Raw genomic sequence first — 18,551 nt, forward strand, 5'->3', positions numbered from 1 at the left:
TGCTGAGGCATTAAGCTTTTGCTAAGATACGGCATTTTTTTCCAAAGAAGGCTATGCCGTATTGGGTAGTTGAAGCTAAACTTATCAAAGCAAGAGGTACAGATTATGCACGAGTTGGACAAGGATATACTGAACTACATAAAATCAGGGCAGGGACGCGGCTATGCATCTGTCCTGGAGCAGGATTCCCGCTTTGGCATCTTTGAAGAACTGTCTGATTATGGTCAGGGGCTTTTGGGCTGGTATGATTTTTCGCCGGAGGGGCGCCTGCTGGAACTAGGGGCTGGTTTTGGCAGGCTGACGGAGCTTTTCTGCCGCAGGTGCGGTCATGTGGCTGCGGTGGAGGAAGATGCACTGAGGGCTGAGGGACTGCGCCTGCGCTGCGGGGAGAGTGACAGGCTCACAGTGGTGCAGGAGGACTGGCGTGAGTATGTGCAGTCTTTGCAGGAGAAGTTTGATTACATCGTGCTGGCAGGAGGACTGGAAGAGGTTTCAGAGGACTTTTCCTTTGGGGGACTTTTCGGTCCGGTGGGGATGGTGAAGTGCCTGCTGGGGCTTTTGCAGCCTGGGGGCAGGCTCTTGCTGGCGATAGACAACAGGCTGGGGCTCAGGTATTTCTGCGGGGAGCCGGAAAGGCATACGGGGCGTCCCTTTGCAGGGATAAATAGCCCGCAGGTGCGGGAGGGGTGGAGACTTTTTTCACGGCAGGAACTCTTGGCAACCGTTCGACAGGGGGGAGCAGGGGCGGTGAAATGCTATTATCCCCTGCCAGACTGGCGCCTGCCGCAGCTTGTCTATACGGACGAATATCTGCCTGAGGACAATCTCAATGAGCGGCTGCTTTTATACCATCCGCAGAATAAGACCCTGTTGGCCGATGAGGCAGGGCTTTATAGCCAGGTCATCAAGGGGGGAGCGTTCCCCTTCTTTGCCAATTCCTTCCTGCTTGAGATTGCCAGGGAGCCGGAGTTCCTTTCCAGGGCTGTTTACGCCGCTCTTTCCAGTGACAGGGGCAGGGAAAAGGCTCTGGCTATAGTGCTCTATAGTGACGGCCGGGCGGTGAAGCGGCCCCTGTTCCCTGAGGGACAGGCCTATGGTCAGATGCTGGCGGCACAGTCAGCGGAACTGCGCAGCCGGGGCCTGCCTATTTTGGCTTGCTGGTGGCAGGGGGGAGCCGTGCAGATGAAGCGGGTAGAAGCTTCTATGCTGTCTGCCTATTTGAAGGACGCACCGCAAGAGGAATTCATAGCTGTTTTTGATAAGCTGTGGGAATATATATTACAGTCTTCCGAGCATCTGGCAAAGGCGGATAATGCTCTCCCGGGTGCCGGTTCCTGCTCTGATGAGCCCTGGGAACCGATTCTTAGGAAGGCCTATCTGGAGCTTATCCCCCTTAACGCCTTTTTTGACCGGGGAGAAATCCTCTTTTTCGATCAGGAGTATGTGCGGGAGGACTACCCCGCCAAGTATGTGCTCTTCCGTGCTATCCACTATGCTTACGTTTTTACCCCGGAACTGGAGAAGAGGGTGCCTCGTAAATCTCTTATGGAACGATTTGGCATCACGGAGAAAATGTGGCAGGTCTTTGTGGAGGAGGAAAATGGACGCTTCCTGCCGGAGGTGCGGCAGCATAAGCTCTACCGTCACTTCTATAAGTGGCTGCAAGTGGACAAGAAACAAATGCGCCTAAACAGCCTGCTCCTGGGCATTGACGAGGAGTACAGCCCGGAGTATGTGGTGTCGGAGAAGATGCGGAAAATCTGGCAGGTGCAGTATGGGCTTTTGGGAGCCTTTACCGAGTTCTGCCGGGAGCATGGCTTGCGCTACTATGTATTCTTCGGCACCCTCCTGGGGGCGGTACGGCATCGGGGCTTTATCCCCTGGGATGATGATACGGATGTGGTTATGCCCAGGGAGGATTATGATCGTCTGCTGGCCTTGGGGGAGAAATTCCCCGCGCCGTATTTCTTGCAGACCATGGACAATGATTCGGATACCTTTTTCGGCGGATTTGCCCGTCTCAGAAATGATGCTACCACTGGCATAGGGCGGGAGGACTTTGGCCATGACTGCCATCTGGGCATCTGGATGGATATCATGCCCCTGGACTTCTGCTCCTCGGATAAAAAGCAGGTGAAGAAAAAAGCCAGATGCATACATTTCTGGCAAAATCTGCTTTATGCCAAGATTTATGGAGAGCCGCGCAGGTATATGCCGCCTTTAGTGCGTCAATTGCATAAGGGCTTAGCTTGTCTCTTGCCACATAGCTTCCTTCGGAGAAAGCTCAAGGAGGCTTTCCTAAGGGATATTGATGAAAGCTCAAAGTATTTTGCTATCTTTACCAGTGGTGGCATGCCGGGAATCTATGAGCGGGATTTTTTCGGAGATGGGGTTGATCTCACCTTCGGCTCCCTGAGGGTAAAGGCTCCTAAGGAGTACAAAAAATGCCTGCAGCTGACTGCAGGCAGGGATTACATGAAATTTCCTCCCATGTCCAAGCGCAAGCCACACCATCTGGGCATCTTTAATCCCGATGTGCCCTATACCCGCTATCGGGATATGCTCTGGAAGCTCTTCGAGGGGGCAGAGGGCAAGACTGTGGTGCTCTTCGGAGGCGGCTTCATGTTCGAAGACTATATGAAAAAGTGGGGGAGAGCCTACCCGCCTGCTTTCATCGTAGACAACGACGCAAAGAAATGGGGCACCACCAGGCACGGGGTGGAGATCGTCGAGCCGGAAAAGCTTTTGGATATGCCGCGAAGCCAATTGTACCTCATTATCTGCAGCATACACTATAAGGCTATAGGCAAGCAGCTGGAGAGCATGGGGCTGACGGACTACAAAATTTATGTTCAGGAAAAAGAATGGATTTTGGAAGATGAGCAGGAGAGGTGAGGGGTGTTGAAGAAGTACGGGCGAGGTTATGTGCAGGGTACCTTTGACCTTTTTCATGTGGGGCATTTGAATCTTTTCAAGCGGGCCAAGGAGCGTTGTGACTATCTCATAGCAGGGGTGGTGTCTGATGAGCTGAACGAAGTCTACAAGGGGGCAAAGCCATATGTGCCCTATGAAGAGCGGGCGGCTTTGGTAGGCGCCTGCAAATATGTAGATGAAGTCATCCGTGTGGATGTGGGTCATGATGATAAGGTGAAAATCTGGGAGGAGCATCCTTTTGACTGCCATTTCTGCGGGGATGACCATGGGAACTGGGGGCCTTTGATATCCGCTCTTCATGAGCGTGGCTCGGAGGTGGAGTTCTTTCCCTATACGGAAAGCACCAGCTCTACCCGCATACGGGAGGAACTGAAAAAAAGGATTCTCTACCACGAAGATGATGTGATGTCCTTTGATGTGTTTGATACCTTGGTTACGCGGAAAGTTGCTACCCCTAGGGGCATCTTTGCTCTTATGCAGGAAGATTTGGCAGATGCGACTCTGTTGCCGGGGCTGTCCCGGCGGGTACGGAAGGGCTTCTATGACATGCGCTGGTATTATGAGCGGGTGGCGCGGGAGCGCTGGCAGAAGGACAGCCGGGAGGATATAACCTTTGAGGAAATCTATAAATGCCTGGGAGAGGCAGAGGGGCTGAGCGAGGAGCTGCTGCAGGGGTTGATGAGGCTGGAGCTTGAGCTTGAAGAACGTAATCTCGTGGGCATTGAAGAGAACATGGGGCAACTGAAGAAACTGCTGGCAAGCGGTCACAGGGTGATCCTGATTTCAGACATGTACCTGGGAGAAAAGGAAATCCGCTCCCTGCTGGTGACGGTGGATGAAGTATTCCGTGACATTCCTATTTATTCCTCAGCAGATATGCGGAAGGGCAAGTGGAGCGGCAACGGCTATAAGTTGGTCAGGCAGCGGGAGCATCTGGATATCTTCCATTGGGTGCACACGGGGGACAATAAAGGTTCGGATATAGGCAAGGCCAGGGATCTGGGCATCAAGACTGTCTTTTACAACGGAGCGGCCCTTACCCGCAGGGAAAGTGAACTCATGGCCAAGCATGAAGAAGATGTCTCCCTGCAGCTGGCAGTAGGGGGGCTGCGGCTGCGTCGCTTGCAGGGGGAGGATGTTTCCCTGGATACTCTGTCCGGACTGCCTGATGAGGAATTCCTGCCCTTTGGCTTGGCCAACAGATACCCGGTGGGAGTGCTGGCAGACAAGGTTGCCCTGTATGGGGCAGGCCGTATGGGGCGTGACTTATATGAGTTGTTGCAGGTGCGGGGCAAAGAAGTAGTCTGCTGGATTGATAAGCAGGCTGAGAAGCTGCAAGATGAAAGCTTGCCGGTAGAACCAGTAGAGCGGCTAAAGGAGGGCGGCTTTGAGCAGGTGGTGATTGCTGTCAAGAATCGGGACAGAATGCTCGAGATACGCAGCGAATTGAAGGCTATGAGGATTGGCGAAGAGATGATTTTTTGGATATAGATGAGTTTTATGCGGGGCGGGCTATGGCCTGCCTTTTATATTGCAAGGTGTCCTTGTATTTTCCTGCATCATGTAGTAATATCTACCAATACATAAGAAAGAATCTGGAGGTAAGCAAATGTCCGAGACCCATAAGCGCCGTCCTCACTACAGCGGCAAGTATCCCCGTCGCTTCGAGGAGAAGTACAAGGAACTGCAGCCGGAGAAGTACGGCGAGGAGATAGAGCATGTGATAGCCAAGGGCAATACTCCTGCAGGGATGCATATTCCCATCATGGTGAAGGAGATACTGGAGGTGCTGGCCATCAAGCCCGGGGAGAAGGGCTTTGATGCAACCTTGGGCTATGGCGGCCATACCAGGGCTATGCTGGAGGCCTTGCAGGGGCAGGGACATCTTATCAGTGGGGATATTGACCCCTTTGAGTCGGCCAAGACTGAGAGGCGCCTTCGCGAGGCGGGCTTTGGACCTGAGCTTTGGGAGCTTCGGAATATGAACTTCTGCCAGATTGATGAATTGGCAGAAGAAGCAGGGGCTTTTGATTTCATTCTGGCAGACCTTGGCGTGTCCTCCATGCAGATAGACAATCCGGAACGTGGCTTCAGCTATAAGGCCGACGGGCCGTTGGACCTGCGGTTGAATCCTGAGGCAGGGCTTACCGCTGCCCAGCGGCTGGCTGAAGTGGGCAGGGAGGAACTGGTGGGCATGCTCTATGAGAATGCTGATGAACCCTATGCTGAGGAAATTGCCCGTCAGATCATAAACAGCAGGAAAAAGGGAAAATGCCCCCGGACAACGAAAGAACTCTACGATGAAGTAGCAATGGCTTTGGCAAAGATTGACCTGCCTAAAGAGGTGTTCGAGCGCACAGGCTACAGCAGCAAGAAGCAGGAAGCTGCCCGCCGGGAAATGGTGAAGAAAAGCGCCACACGCGTATTCCAGGCTCTGCGCATAGATATCAACCATGAGTATGAGGTGCTCTATGAATTCATGGAGAAACTGCCCTATGCCCTGGCTCCGGGAGGAAGGGTGGCTATCCTTACTTTCCATTCCGGAGAAGACCGCATTGTGAAGAAAGCTTTCAAGGCCTTCAGGCAGCAGGGCCTGTACAGCGAGGTGGCAGATGAGGTGGTACGGCCTGGCAGGGAAGAATGCAGAGCCAATCCCCGGGCCCATTCTACTAAATTGCGCTGGGCCGTGCGAGCCGATGATTTATCCAAACCGTCGTAAAACCCCTAGCTTCAGCTATGGGGATATAAGGCGTGTCTGGCGAATTTGCGTAAGCAATTGAAGCCAGACAACCTAGATAGTGTCGTATTAGTTTCCTTAGGGTGGTATAATATGAATATGGGAGAAATCAAATACCACTCGAGTCACAATGTAGTATATTCATGCAAATACCATATTGTGTTCTGCCCCAAATACCGCCGAAAAGTCTTTGTCAATGGCGTTGACACCAGACTGAAGGAGCTGGTCAAGTCAATCTGCGAAGAAATCCAGGTCGATGTAATCGAAATGGAAATCATGCCAGACCACGTACACCTTCTGCTGGAGGTTCACCCTCAATTCGGCATACACAAAGCCGTAAAAACTATAAAAGGGAAGACCTCTCGTATCTTGAGGCAGGAATTTCCATGGCTTACTACTAAGTTACCAAGCTTGTGGACAAACAGCTATTTCTGCTCTACTGTTGGCGGTGCTCCGCTAAACATAGTGAAGCAGTATATCGAGAATCAGAAAACTTCGCAAAGGAAGTGAGAAAATGGACACGTACACAATGGGTTTCAAGTTCAGGATATATCCAGACCATGCACAGCAGGAACTGATTAACCGTACCTTAGGCTGTTGCAGATTCGTGTTCAACCATTTCCTCGCTATTCGCAGGGATGAATGGACTGCAAACCACAATTCCGTAACCTACATTCAGACCAGTGCTATGCTGACGAACTTGAAAAAGTATGAGGAGTATGGCTGGCTGAAAGAGGTGGACAGCATGGCATTGCAGGAGTCCTTGAAGAATCTCGATATAGCATACCAGAATTTCTTCAAGCACCAATCAAGATACCCACGCTTCAAGTCTAAGCATAACCATAGCCAATCCTACCGCACCAGGAATCAGGGAAACGGTATCCGTATCATAAGGAATCGAATTAAACTGCCAAAAATCGGAGCTGTGAAAATCAAGCAGAGCCGTGAATTTGACGGGCGAATCCTCAATGCTACGATCAGCCGTGCTGCTTCTGGCAAATATTTTGTGTCTTTGTGCGTAGAATTGGACAGGGGAAGTTTGCTCAAGACCAATGACGGCGGAGAAATAGGCATTGATGTAGGTTTGAAGGAGTTCTATTCAGACAGCAATGGAAATACTGTTGCCAATCCCAGAATCCTGCGGTGTTTGACTAGAAAGTTGGTTCGAGAGCAAAGAAAGCTTTCTCGAAAAATGCCAAGGTCTGCAAATCGCGGCAAAGCCAGAATCCGTGTTGCCAGAGTACATGAGCGTATATCCAATATCCGCAGGGACTTCCTGCACAAGACATCAACTGCATTGGTCAGGCAGAATAAAACTATAGCCATAGAGCACTTGCAAATCAAGAATATGCTGAAGAACCATAAATTGGCTCGTGCTATATCAGATGTAAGCTGGTCTGAGTTCTTCCGTCAGCTTGAGTATAAGGCAGAATTGCATGGCTCTGAAGTTCTGAAGGTAGATACATTCTACCCGTCTAGTCAAACCTGTTCTGAATGTGGCTATCAGAACACGGAAACTAAAAATCTTGGTATCAGGGATTGGACTTGTCCTGCATGTAGCTCGCACCATGACCGAGATACCAATGCCGCAATAAACATATTGCGTAGGGCACTCGAAGAAAAGCAGAGCGCCTAAACAAAAGTCAGTACCGTGGGACACACGGGAATTCACGCTTGGGGAGAACGTGTAAGTCAGTCTGGCTACGGTCGGATCGCAGTGTTCAACGAACCAAGAATCCCCTGGCTTTAGCCATGGGGAGTGTCAAGACTTTTCCTTGCCTGTCGCTTCTGGCAATGGTACAATGAAATGTACTAGTTATGTAAGAGTTCGTTTTATTGAGAGGTATGTTTAGCATGAGACGCTATACATCACTGCTGGTGACAGCCTTCCTGCTTTTGATAGTGGTGGTGCTGGGCTCCGGCTATCTGGCGGTGGCTGACCATGATGGGGGGCAGAAGCCCCTTAGGGAAATCACTGCCTATACCAATCTGCCTACGGAGACGGCGGTGGTGCTGACCAATGCCTATGAATCTGCCAGCGGCGTCAGGGTGAACTTCGTGCCTCTGGGCCGGGAGGAGATACTGGACAGGCTCAAGGCTCAGGTAGAGGGAGAAGGGGCTGGACAGGCTGCTTTGGTGCTGGGGGACAGCGAGCTCCTTTACAGGGCGGCTGCTATGGGCTACCTTTTGCCCTACATGTCGGAGCACGGGGATCAGGTGCCGGAAAAGTTCCGCCAGACGGAGGGATACTGGATTGGTGTCTGGTATGACCCCATAGTCTTCTGCGTCAATCAGGATTACCTGAAGGCCCGGCAGCAGGTGCCTGATACCTGGCAAGCTCTGGCTGCGGCGCCTAATGTGCGGGTGGGGGTGACGGATTTCCTGGCGGCAGATGCCTCAGCCAATCTTCTCCTTAGCATGATTGCCCAGTTTGGCGATACGGCAGCCTATGATATCTGGCGGCAGATTCATCCCAAGGTGGTGCAGTACGCCCATTACCTTTCCAATCCTGTACGTCAGGCAGGTATGGGAGAGGTTGACGTGGCGGTGGCAGTGGAGAGCGAGACTTTGCGCTATATCCATGATGGCTACCCCTTGAAAGTCATCTATCCTGCCGATGGCACGGCTGCCATGGTGACGGGCACGGGCATTGCTTTCAAGACTTCGGCTCAGGATGAGCAGGCTGCCAAGGCCTTTGCTGACTGGCTGCTGTCCGATGAGGCCCAGCTGGCCTTGCAGAGCCAGGGCTTCTATTTCCTGCCCACCAATCCGGGCACTATGGCTTACAAGACCTTTGCGGGAAAGAATCTCCTGCTGTTCAGCGTTCGTCCCCAGTTCAATGCCCAGCAGAGGCATGATTTGCTGGACCGTTGGGTGAAGGAAGTTCGGTTCAATTGACAAGAGGGCTGCTTGCGGGCGGCCTTTTATTTGCATGATAGTTTTATCGATAGTTTTTAGGAGGTTTATCAGAAAGTGAAAGCAGGTTTCATCAGTCTTGGCTGTTCCAAGAACCTGGTAGATACAGAGATGATGCTGGGCATCCTCAAGGAGCACGGCATTGAGATTACGGCAGATCCTTCGGAGGCAGATATTCTCATTGTCAATACTTGTGCCTTTATCCAGTCTGCCAAGGAGGAGTCCATCACCACTATCCTCAATATGGCGGAGTACAAGGAAAGCGGCCGCTGCCGCAGCCTGATTGTGGCAGGCTGCCTGGGCCAGCGCTATGGGCAGGAACTGCTGGATGACATGCCTGAGGCAGATGCCATCATCGGCACCGGCGCTTGCAAGGAAATCATGACGGCGGTGGAGGAGTCCCTGAAGGGGCGCCGCCTGGTGATTGCCGGGGAGGACAAGCTCCTCTATGATGCCAAGAATCCCCGTATCCTCACCACTCCCAGCTACACGGCTTATGTGAAGATTGCCGAAGGGTGCGACAACCACTGCGCCTTCTGTGCCATTCCGCTTATCCGCGGCAGATTCCGCAGCCGCCGCATCGAGGATATCAAGGCAGAGGTGGAGCAGCTTTGCGAGAACGGGGTGAAGGAAATCATCCTCATTGCCGAAGACAGCACCCTGTACGGCAAAGACATCTACGGCGCTCCGGCACTGGCTGAGCTTTTGCGCGAGCTGGTGAAGGTGGAGAAGCTCCAGTGGGTGCGTACTCTTTACTGCTACCCCAAGTTCTTCACTGATGAGCTCATTGACCTCTATGCCAAAGAGCCGAAAATCTGCAAGTACATCGACATGCCCCTGCAGCATGCCCATGATGCCATGCTGAAGTCCATGCGCCGCCCGGACACCAGGGCGCAGATTGTGGCACTGGTGAAGAAGATAAGGGAGCGCATTCCAGGGGTCACCATCCGCTCCACTTTCATTGTGGGCTGCCCCGGAGAGACCGATGCCCAGTATCAGTCTCTGCGCAATTTCCTGGAGGAGATGCGCTTTGACAAGGTAGGGGTGTTTACCTACTCCCGGGAGGAAGGGACTCCTGCCTACGACATGCCCAACCAGGTGCCGGAAGACGTCATGCAGGAAAGATATCATGACCTCATGAGCCTTCAGAGCAAGATTTCCGAGGAGATCAATCAGGAACTGGAGGGCAAGGTCATCGAGGTCCTGGTTGAGGGGCGCGATGAGGAACAGAATATCATTGCCGTTGGCCGTTCTTACCGTGAGGCTCCGGATGTAGACGGTCAGGTCTACATTGAAGGCGATACTGACAGCCAGCCCGGGGACATCATCAAGGTGCGTGTCCTCCAGGGATTCACTTATGATGTGGTAGGGGAGAAAATCAATGAGTGATTACTATCTTGTCATCAAGAGCCTGCAGACCATGAGGGATTTGTCCACAGCTGTGGGTAAGGCTCTCCTTGAGCGGGAGGCTACTATCTCCTGTGCCGAGTCCTGCACAGGAGGCCTCCTTTCCAGCCTGCTGACGGATGTGGAGGGCAGCTCTGCCTACATGCAGGGAGCAGTGGTGGCATACGCTAACGATGTGAAGGAAAAGCTCCTGGGCGTGAAGCATGAGACCCTGGAGAAGTACGGGGCTGTGTCCGAGGAGACAGCCCGTGAAATGGCCCGGGGGGCGGCAAAGCTCATGGGCACCGATATCGGCGTGGGCATCACGGGCATTGCGGGCCCGGGGGGCGGCACGGAGGAAAAGCCTGTGGGACGGGTTTACATTGCCGTGGCAGGTCCCCAGGGGGAGCAGGTGCGTATGAATGATTTCAGCGGTGACCGGGACGAAGTGAAATTGCAGGCTGTTTCCACAGCCTTGCGCATGCTGGTGGATTACTACACACTCTAATGGAAATCTAATTTGTTTTTCAGCTTTTTTAGATAAAAGCAAGATATACTTAACATCGTCAACTTATTCAGGAGGATTTATTTGAAACAGGAATTAAAGTCATTCGGAGATATCGAACTCAGCCGCAAGGTGCTCCACGCCATTGCCGACATGGGCTTTGAGGAGCCCTCTCCCATCCAGGCAGGGACTATACCCCTGGTGCTGGAAGGCCATGATGTGGTGGGGCAGGCTCAGACGGGCACTGGCAAGACGGCTGCTTTCGGTATCCCCACGGTGGAAAAGATCGTGGAGGGCGTCCATGAAGTGCAGGCTCTGGTGCTGACTCCCACCCGGGAGCTGGCTATCCAGACGGCAGAGGAGCTCAACAAGATTGGCCACTACAAGCGGGTGCGCACGCTGCCCATCTATGGAGGCCAGTCCATTGACCGCCAGATTCGCGGCCTGAAGCGCGGCGTCCATCTGATTGTGGGCACGCCGGGCCGACTGATCGATCATCTCCACCGGGGCACCATCAGCCTTGACGGTGTCCGTACCCTGATCCTTGACGAAGCAGACGAAATGCTGGATATGGGCTTTATCTCAGATATCGAGGAAATCATTGGGGCCATTTCCAACGAAGAAAGGCAGACCCTGCTTTTCTCCGCCACCATGCCCGCGCCCATTGAAAAGCTTTCCCAGCGGTACATGAATCACCCCCAGCGGGTGAGCATTACCAAAGAAAATCTCACGGTGCCCCTGATTGATCAGGTTTACTATGAGACCAGGGAGAAGTTCGAGGGCCTGTGCCGGGTGCTGGACATTGAGGAGACGGGCAAGCTCATAATCTTCTGCCGCACCAAGCGGGCAGTGGATGACCTGACGGCTTCGCTGGAAGCTCGTGGTTATCTGGCCGGCGGCCTCCACGGTGACCTTTCCCAGGTGCAGCGTGACCGGGTCATGAAGAAGTTCCGTGACGGACGCATCGACACCCTGGTGGCTACGGATGTGGCTGCAAGGGGCATCGATATCGACGACATCACCCATGTCATCAACTACGATATTCCCCAGGACCATGAGTCCTATGTGCACCGCATCGGCCGCACCGGCCGGGCAGGCCGCAAGGGGGTGGCTATGACCTTCATTTCCCCCAGGGAATACCGCCAGCTGCGCCTGATCATGAAGCTGGCCCATACCAAGATCCAGCGCAGGGAGCTTCCCACGGCTTCAGATGTGTTGGAGCGGCAGAAGGAACTGGTGACGGAGCGCCTGCTGAAGGTCTTGAAGCAGGACCGCTATGATGATTACCACACCATTATCTCCGATGTGCTGGAAGAGGGCTATGATCCGGTAGATGTGGCTGCTGCTGCCCTGCAGCTTTCCCTGGAAGGTGAGGCGGGGAGCCGGGAAGAGGAACAGGCGTCCTTTGAGAATACCGGCGGGGCTCCGGGCATGGTGCGCTTCTTCTTCAATATCGGCAGGGCACAGAAAATCCGTCCGGCTGATATTGTGAGAGCCATTGCCAGCGAAGCTGACATTCCCGGTGATACCATCGGGGTTATCAATATCTATGAGAAGTTCTCTTTTGTAGAGGTGCCGGAAAAGGTGGCAGAAAGGGTGCTGAGCACCATGCACCGCAATACGGTGAACGGCTTCAAGGTGAATGTGGAGCCTGCCCGCAAGAGATAAGTTTTTTCTTATTTGGTGATTGCATACTATGTAATAGGAGTTGAAGATTATGTTAAAGAAATCTTTCCAGACCTTCGTAGCAGCTTCGGTGGCAGCCGGCCTGATTTTTGGCGCAGTACAGCCTGCAGATGCCGCCAAGAAGGCAAAGCAGCCCCAGGTTGAAACCCAGTCAGAGAAGTCTGCCAAGAATGTGCAGGCTCCGGCAGAACTTCCCTATACTTATAAGAGCCAGGAGTATGGCTACACCATCCAGTGCCCCAAGAAGCCTCAGGTGATTCCCGCCAGCGCTCTCTATGAGGACAGGAAGGGAGAGGTGCTGATTTTTGACAATGAAGGCTATGATATCAAGAACGCCTGGGTGATTGTGAAGGATGCCTTCGCAGATCAGAGTGTGCCAGACCTCAACAAGATCAGCGATGAGGAGGCAGGCAAGCTTTTGCAGAGCATCATGCGCAGCAACGGCTATGAGGCTATCGAGCTGGTACCGGTAAATGACCACAACAAGGGCATTTACGCCATCACCGCCAAGGTATTGGAAATCGATACCGATGGGGACGGCCAGCCGGACACCACTGCTGAGGCCAACAGCCAGAGTGCAGTGACCTTCTTCCGCGGGGACAATGGGGAGTGCTACAGGATAGAGCTCATTGATAACCCTGAGCTGAGGGATGAAGCTGTGGATCTGTACCAGAAGGGTATAACTACTTTTAATACTGCGAAGAAATAACAAGCAATATCAAGTGCTCCCGCTTCGGCGGGGGCATTTTTGCTGCGTGTGCGCGCGCATAAAAATGTTTATAACGAGGAATACCTTCCTCGTTGAAACGTTAAGAGGTAGTTTTGCCTTTGGCAAAACTGGAACAACGACGTTATAAGCATATTTAGTACCTGATTTGACATGACATACTAAATGTGTTATAATCGTCCACGTTGGTGTAAGTTGTCAGGATGATCGCGGCTGTGCCTTGTGCACAGATGAGGAAAGTCCGGGCTCCACAGGGCAGTGTGCTGGATAACGTCCAGCGAGGGTGACCTTAGGGAAAGTGCCATAGAGATTTAGACCGCCGGAGGATTCCGGTAAGGGTGGAAAGGTGCGGTAAGAGCGCACCAGCAGTCAGGTGACTGGCTGGCTTTGGTAAACCCCACACGGAGCAAGACTGAATAGGGAAGGGTTGATGCGGCCCGCGGACCTTCCGGGTTAAGTCGCTTGAGCGAGGGAGCAATCCCCCTGCCTAGATAAATGATCATCACCGCCATCCGGCGGCACAGAACTCGGCTTATTGATTGCTTACGCTGACTTATATTTGCTTGAAATATGGACTGGCTGCTCCTTTTGAGGCAGCCTGTTTCTATGTTTGAGGCAAATCTGAAAATTGTCTGAAACAAATGAATGTAGTGTGAGGAAGGGAGAGGTTTTTTGAGTAAGGCGTTTCGCATTATGACTTTATCGGTTGTCCTCATGTGCTGGTTTACAATGGTGGCAGCGGCTTCCGCATTCCGCGTGGGAGATCAGGGCAGCGATGTAGCAGAAATCCAGGGACAGTTGGCTAGTTTAGGGTATGATGTTGCTGCGGATGGTGATTTCGGGCCGGCGACGGCCGAGGCCGTCAAGGCATTCCAGGCTTCACAGGGGCTGGAGGCTGACGGACTGGTTGGTCCTACCACTTATACCGCACTTTTGGGCAAGGCAATGCCTGAGGTAAGCCGTGGTTCTAACTATATTTCCCGCCGTGTAGTGGCGGACTCCATGCAGTATATCGGCGTACCTTATGTCTTTGGCGGTACGACGCCCAGCGGTTTTGACTGCTCCGGCTATGTGCGCTATGTATTTGCCCAGGCAGGCATTTATCTGCCCCGCATGGCGGACGAGCAGTATGAATGCGGCTATCCTGTTTCTACCGACGAACTGGTGGCAGGTGACCTGGTATTCTTCTCTACGTATGACTATGGTGCTTCCCATGTGGGCATCTATCTGGGGGATGGCAGCTTCATCAATGCCTCTTCCAGCCGTGGCGTTGCCATTGACTCTTTGTACAGCTCCTATTGGGGTTCCTGCTACATTGGGGCACGCCGTGTAATGTGATATTGCACTTTAGGAGAGGTGGTAAGCCTCTCCTTATTTTCTTTTAATCTGAGGAAGGAATAAGCTTATGGGAGACCTCTTTCTTTTGGCATTGGTTGGCCTTATGGCCGCCTATGCTTTTTGGGATAAACTTTTTACGAACTAAGCAGGATTTTTGCCCAATGTAGCGAAATATGCAGGTAGTTAAGCAGGATTCTCAGCTTCCCAAATAATTGCTTGTATAAGGAGTGACCGTAATGGCAAAGATCAGGATTCACAACATGATGTTCTATGGTTTCCATGGTGTTTACGAGTATGAGCGTGAGCAGGGGCAGAAATTCTACATTGATGTAGAGGTTGAGACCAAGGATGACAAGGTGGCTGAGACTGATGCCCTGAGCGATGGTGTGGATACAGCAGCCATCTATGATATTGTAAAGGATGTCACTGAGAACAAGCGCTTCCAGATGCTCCTCGCCCTGGCTGCCCATATTGGTGACAGGATCTTGGCTAAGTATGCTCATTTTGCATCGGTGAGGACCACCATCAGGAAACCTTCTGTGCCTATTTCCGGACCTATCGATTATGTAGAGGCAGAGATTACCCGTCATGCCAAATAAATAAGTTTTGTGAAGCTCCGGCAGCTTATGTTGCCGGGGCTTTTTTACTATGAAATCTTAGTGAATCAAGCCCGACAGGGCGCAGATGAACTTAGATTTCGTGTAAGGGCGTAGCGACACGAAGTTAGTCCCTTTATGGATGCGAAACATTGTTTCGCACGAAGTTTTGTAGTGCCAGCCAGGAAAAGGAAAAAAGATATCGTTGTCGAAGTAAGGACAAAGAGATACGCTCATAACTGGCTGGAGGTAAGACATGCGGAATATCATCATCGTGGAGCCTGGCTCCACTGGCTATAACTTTGTGGAAGACATCGTGCGGCGGGGGTATAATCCCGTGGTCCTGGAAGCGTGGAAGGATGTGCCGCCTGAGATACTGGCTCTTTTCAAGGATGAAATTGAAAAAACCAGGGCAGATATCCTGGCAGCTATGTATCATAAGCCCCTGTGGCTGCAGGCGAAGGAAAGTTATGAGGAAACCCTTGCCATGGTGCGGAGTTATGCGCCTGCGGCCGTTCTGCCTGGAGCGGAATCCGGGGTGCTGCTGGCCAACCACCTGGGAGAGGACCTGGGGCTGCCCTCCAATCCCACCGTCCACCTGCCTGCCATGACCAGGAAGGACGGCATGCACGAGGCCCTGAAAGAGGCAGGGCTCCGCTATATCCGGGGACGGAAGATCAAGTCCCCGGAGGAAGCGCTGGCTTTCTGTGAGGAGTATGGACTGGACATGGCGGTGGTGAAGCCCCTGCAAAGCGCCAGCAGCCAGGGGCTGTTCCTGTGCGATTCCCGTGAGGAAGCGGCTGAGGCCATGGAAAAAATCCTCACCATGCTGGATATGTTCGGCCACCCCATCAAGGAAGCTTTGATACAGGAGCGGATTGTGGGAAGGGAGTATGTGGTGAATACCTTCTCCGCCGCAGGGGTACACCGCATCAATGACATCTGGGTCTATACCAAGGAAAAGACCCCGGAGGGGGGCTATGTCTACGATTATACCGAAAACGTCGAGGTGCTGGATGAAGCCGCCAGCCAGCTGGCCAGCTATGCCCTGCAGGTGGCAGAGGCGGTGCATTTCCGAAACGGCGTGATTCACGGGGAATACATGCTTGATGAAAAAGGCCCCATACTCATTGAAGTGAATTGCCGTCCCATGGGCGGTGGCAATCCGGCTGAGTTTCTGGACCTGGTGCAGGGGCAGCATGAGACAGATGTGGCCCTGGAGACCATGCTGGAGCCTCAGCGTCTGGCAGGGGGGGAGCGTCCTTACCGCATGCTGAGAAAGGGCCTGTTCAAGAACATCATCGTGCCCCAGGAGATAGAGGCCGTGGATTTCCCCCTGTGGGAGGTGACGAGGCGGCTGAAGAGCGTCTTCAAGGTCAATGCCAAAGAGACAGGCCCTGCCCACTATCCCAAGACCCGGGATCTGGAAACCAGTGGCGGCACTATTTTCATGGTGCATGATGACCCTCAGGTGGTGCTGTCCGAGCTGGAACTCTTGCGCAGGCTGGAGAAGAAATTTTTCCAATTACTCCTCAGTGACGGGAAAATGGCCGTCACCCGGCCTGGGGCAGCTGATGATATAGAAGCAGTCCTGAAGAAGTTCGACTGCCACGGAGCAGTGCTTATAGCCGGGGACAAGCTGCAGGAACGGGAAGGGGCCCAGTGGGTGACGCCGGATACTTTGTCTGATGCCCACAAGGGCTTCGACTATGTGATACTGGCCTACAGGGAAACTCTGGTGGGGCTGAAGGAAAGCGAGAGGCTGAAGCTCCTCTTCGACACCATGGCCCTTGTAAGGGAAGGCGGCAGGGTGATCATCCCTCCCGGCACTTTGGACTGCATCACCTATGGCCGCCAGGGGGCAGAGATGCTGATGCTCATCATAGGTCTGCAGCTGGAGCTGCTTGCGGGAGACCGGGCGGATTGTGTCATGGGCAGGGCGTGAAGTTATGGGAGACAGTACGACGAAAAATAACTGGCTGCCGGGACGTTCCTATTGGATACTGCTGAAAAAATTTCACATCTATCTTTTCCCCGCCATGCTGGCCATTGTGGCCCTGACGGTGAATGAGTTTGTGGACGGCATGCTGGTGGCCAATCTCATAGGCAGCCATGCCATGGCGGTGGTGAGCCTGGGGTATCCCATCCTCTTTATCATCGCCACCCTTTACACCCTCATAGGCACCGGGGGAGGTACCCTCTATGCCTTGTTTTTGGGAGAGCACAAGGCGGAGGAGGCGGCCAAGGTCTGCTATCTCAGCCTTTGGGCCTCCTTCCTGTCGGGGCTCTTGCTGATGTTCATCGGCCTGGCTTTTGCCGATGCCATCATGCCCCTGCTCTGCCCCGATGAGGAATTGATGGCAGCGGGGTTCCCGGCTTATTATCGGGCCCTGGTGATTACGGCGCCGGTGATGACGTCGGTGCTGACTCTCTTCGGCTTTCTGTCTACGGCAGGGGCTCCTGCCCTGGCTACCTGCATACATGTAGCGGCCAACGCCGTGAACCTCATCATGGACTATGTGTATATCGCCCGGTTCGGCATGGATGTGTCCGGGGCGGCCTGGGCTACCATCACCGGCTATCTGGTGGGCTTTGCCATCCTGATTGTGCCCTTGTGGCTGGGCAGGACGCCCCTCAAGGTGCAGAAAGCGGGCCGGGCTGACCTGCCCCTTTTGTGGGAGGCCCTGAGCCGGGGGGGCGCAGCGGCCATGAGCCAGCTGGGCATGTCCTTGAAATTTGCGGCCTGCAACGTGCTGGCCATCAAGTATGGGGGAGCTGAGGGGGCCGTGGCTTTTTCCCTCTGCGTGCAGGTCAGCTCCTTTGGCTCCATCTTCTATGCGGGCCCCCTGGGTGCAGCCAATCCTCTGCTGTCCATGCTGCAGGGGCAGGGGGATCTGTCGGGTAGGCACAGGCTGCTGAAGATTTCCCTGCTTTACGGCATTGTGCTGGCAGCACCCTTTACCCTCTGGGTTATGCTGGCTCCCGCAGGGGTGGCAGAAATCTATCAGGTTACGGCAGCGGAGGAACTGGCTCTGTCCATGTCTGCCCTGCCCATTGTGGCCCTGGCCTTCCTGCCCCGGGCTTTCTACATCATCTTCATGTACTATCTGCAGATACTGGGACGGAAAAGCTATGCCATGTTCATCAGCATCTTCGACGGTTTTGGGGGCACGGTGCCCCTGGCCCTGCTCTGCTGCTATGTGGGGGGGCTTACGGGGCTTTGGTGGACCTTCCCCTTGAATTCCCTCCTGCTGCTGCTGATTGTTCTGGGGAAAAACAGGCTCACGGCTCTGTCTTCCCAGGGAGTATATGAGGGCTTCCTCCTGAAGGAGAAAAGCGATGCTTGTGAGACTTTGGATTTCACCATGACCAGTGAGCCAGAGGTCATTTCCCAGGTTTCGGAGGAGGTTTACAGGAGGCTGAAAAGGGCTGGCTTGCCGGAGAACAAAGCGAATATTGCGGGGCTGGCCGTGGAGGAAATGGCCGTCTATACCAGCCAGTATCAAAAACAGGGCCAGCCGCTGGATGTGCTGCTGCGGCTCTATGAGAACAGGGTGGAGATAGACTACCGCAGCCTGGGGGAGTCAGGCAATCCCACGGAGTACAGCGAAAAGGATAATCTGGTGAATCTCTGCCTGCTGCAGAAGCTGGCCAGCCAGATTACTTATGACTATATCATGGGCATGAACAGCACCCATATAGTGCTGGATACCAAGCGTTCCTGAA

At 53.5% G+C, this 18,551-nt stretch carries 14 protein-coding genes and 1 other RNA gene; all 15 read left to right on the forward strand.

Going from position 1 to position 18,551, the window contains the following annotated elements; genetic code table 11:
* Positions 1-105 precede the first annotated feature (105 nt).
* On the forward strand, positions 106-2,895 hold the full coding sequence (locus BLW59_RS07250) for a LicD family protein (protein ID WP_074697251.1): 2,790 nt from the start codon (positions 106-108) through the stop codon (positions 2,893-2,895).
* Positions 2,896-2,898: 3 nt separating this feature from the next.
* Entirely contained in the window at positions 2,899-4,425 is a 1,527-nt protein-coding gene (locus BLW59_RS07255) for an adenylyltransferase/cytidyltransferase family protein (RefSeq protein ID WP_074697252.1), read from the forward strand.
* Between the two features lie 118 nt (positions 4,426-4,543).
* The gene (gene rsmH / locus BLW59_RS07260) at positions 4,544-5,653 is read left to right on the forward strand and encodes a 16S rRNA (cytosine(1402)-N(4))-methyltransferase RsmH (RefSeq protein ID WP_074697253.1); all 1,110 of its coding nucleotides are present in this window, start codon (positions 4,544-4,546) and stop codon (positions 5,651-5,653) included.
* Positions 5,654-5,770: 117 nt separating this feature from the next.
* Entirely contained in the window at positions 5,771-6,181 is a 411-nt protein-coding gene (gene tnpA / locus BLW59_RS07265; protein ID WP_081348443.1) for an IS200/IS605 family transposase, read from the forward strand.
* Between the two features lie 4 nt (positions 6,182-6,185).
* Positions 6,186-7,307 carry an IS200/IS605 family element RNA-guided endonuclease TnpB gene (gene tnpB / locus BLW59_RS07270; RefSeq protein WP_081348438.1) on the forward strand — a complete coding sequence of 374 codons (1,122 nt, stop codon included), beginning with the start codon at positions 6,186-6,188 and terminating at the stop codon, positions 7,305-7,307.
* Positions 7,308-7,525: 218 nt separating this feature from the next.
* The gene (locus BLW59_RS07275; protein WP_074697255.1) at positions 7,526-8,569 is read left to right on the forward strand and encodes an ABC transporter substrate-binding protein; all 1,044 of its coding nucleotides are present in this window, start codon (positions 7,526-7,528) and stop codon (positions 8,567-8,569) included.
* A 75-nt stretch (positions 8,570-8,644) separates the two neighbouring features.
* Positions 8,645-9,976 (forward strand): 30S ribosomal protein S12 methylthiotransferase RimO, encoded by a 1,332-nt coding sequence (rimO, locus tag BLW59_RS07280; RefSeq protein WP_074697256.1) that lies wholly within the window; start codon positions 8,645-8,647, stop codon positions 9,974-9,976.
* Positions 9,969-10,481: a CinA family protein gene (locus BLW59_RS07285; RefSeq protein ID WP_074697257.1), complete on the forward strand. Its 513-nt coding sequence runs from the start codon at positions 9,969-9,971 to the stop codon at positions 10,479-10,481. The genes rimO and BLW59_RS07285 overlap by 8 nt, the downstream gene beginning before the upstream one ends.
* A gap of 81 nt (positions 10,482-10,562) precedes the next feature.
* Positions 10,563-12,146, forward strand: coding sequence for a DEAD/DEAH box helicase (locus BLW59_RS07290; RefSeq protein WP_029544354.1), 1,584 nt, complete (start codon positions 10,563-10,565; stop codon positions 12,144-12,146).
* Between the two features lie 49 nt (positions 12,147-12,195).
* Positions 12,196-12,873: a hypothetical protein gene (locus tag BLW59_RS07295; protein WP_074697258.1), complete on the forward strand. Its 678-nt coding sequence runs from the start codon at positions 12,196-12,198 to the stop codon at positions 12,871-12,873.
* A 209-nt stretch (positions 12,874-13,082) separates the two neighbouring features.
* Positions 13,083-13,441: RNase P RNA component class A (gene rnpB / locus BLW59_RS07300), an RNA gene on the forward strand.
* A gap of 143 nt (positions 13,442-13,584) precedes the next feature.
* A complete protein-coding gene (locus tag BLW59_RS07305) occupies positions 13,585-14,229 on the forward strand; it encodes a C40 family peptidase (RefSeq protein WP_413778182.1) in 645 nt (214 codons plus the stop codon).
* A 236-nt stretch (positions 14,230-14,465) separates the two neighbouring features.
* Complete coding sequence (gene folB, locus BLW59_RS07310) at positions 14,466-14,828, forward strand: dihydroneopterin aldolase (RefSeq protein WP_074697259.1); 363 nt, start codon at positions 14,466-14,468, stop codon at positions 14,826-14,828.
* Positions 14,829-15,081: 253 nt separating this feature from the next.
* Complete coding sequence (locus BLW59_RS07315) at positions 15,082-16,770, forward strand: ATP-grasp domain-containing protein (protein ID WP_074697260.1); 1,689 nt, start codon at positions 15,082-15,084, stop codon at positions 16,768-16,770.
* A gap of 4 nt (positions 16,771-16,774) precedes the next feature.
* Positions 16,775-18,550, forward strand: coding sequence for an MATE family efflux transporter (locus BLW59_RS07320; RefSeq protein ID WP_074697261.1), 1,776 nt, complete (start codon positions 16,775-16,777; stop codon positions 18,548-18,550).
* Position 18,551 lies beyond the last annotated feature (1 nt).

The sequence above is a fragment of the Selenomonas sp. KH1T6 genome (assembly GCF_900108415.1).
Taxonomy (GTDB): domain Bacteria; phylum Bacillota; class Negativicutes; order Selenomonadales; family Selenomonadaceae; genus Selenomonas_B; species Selenomonas_B ruminantium_A.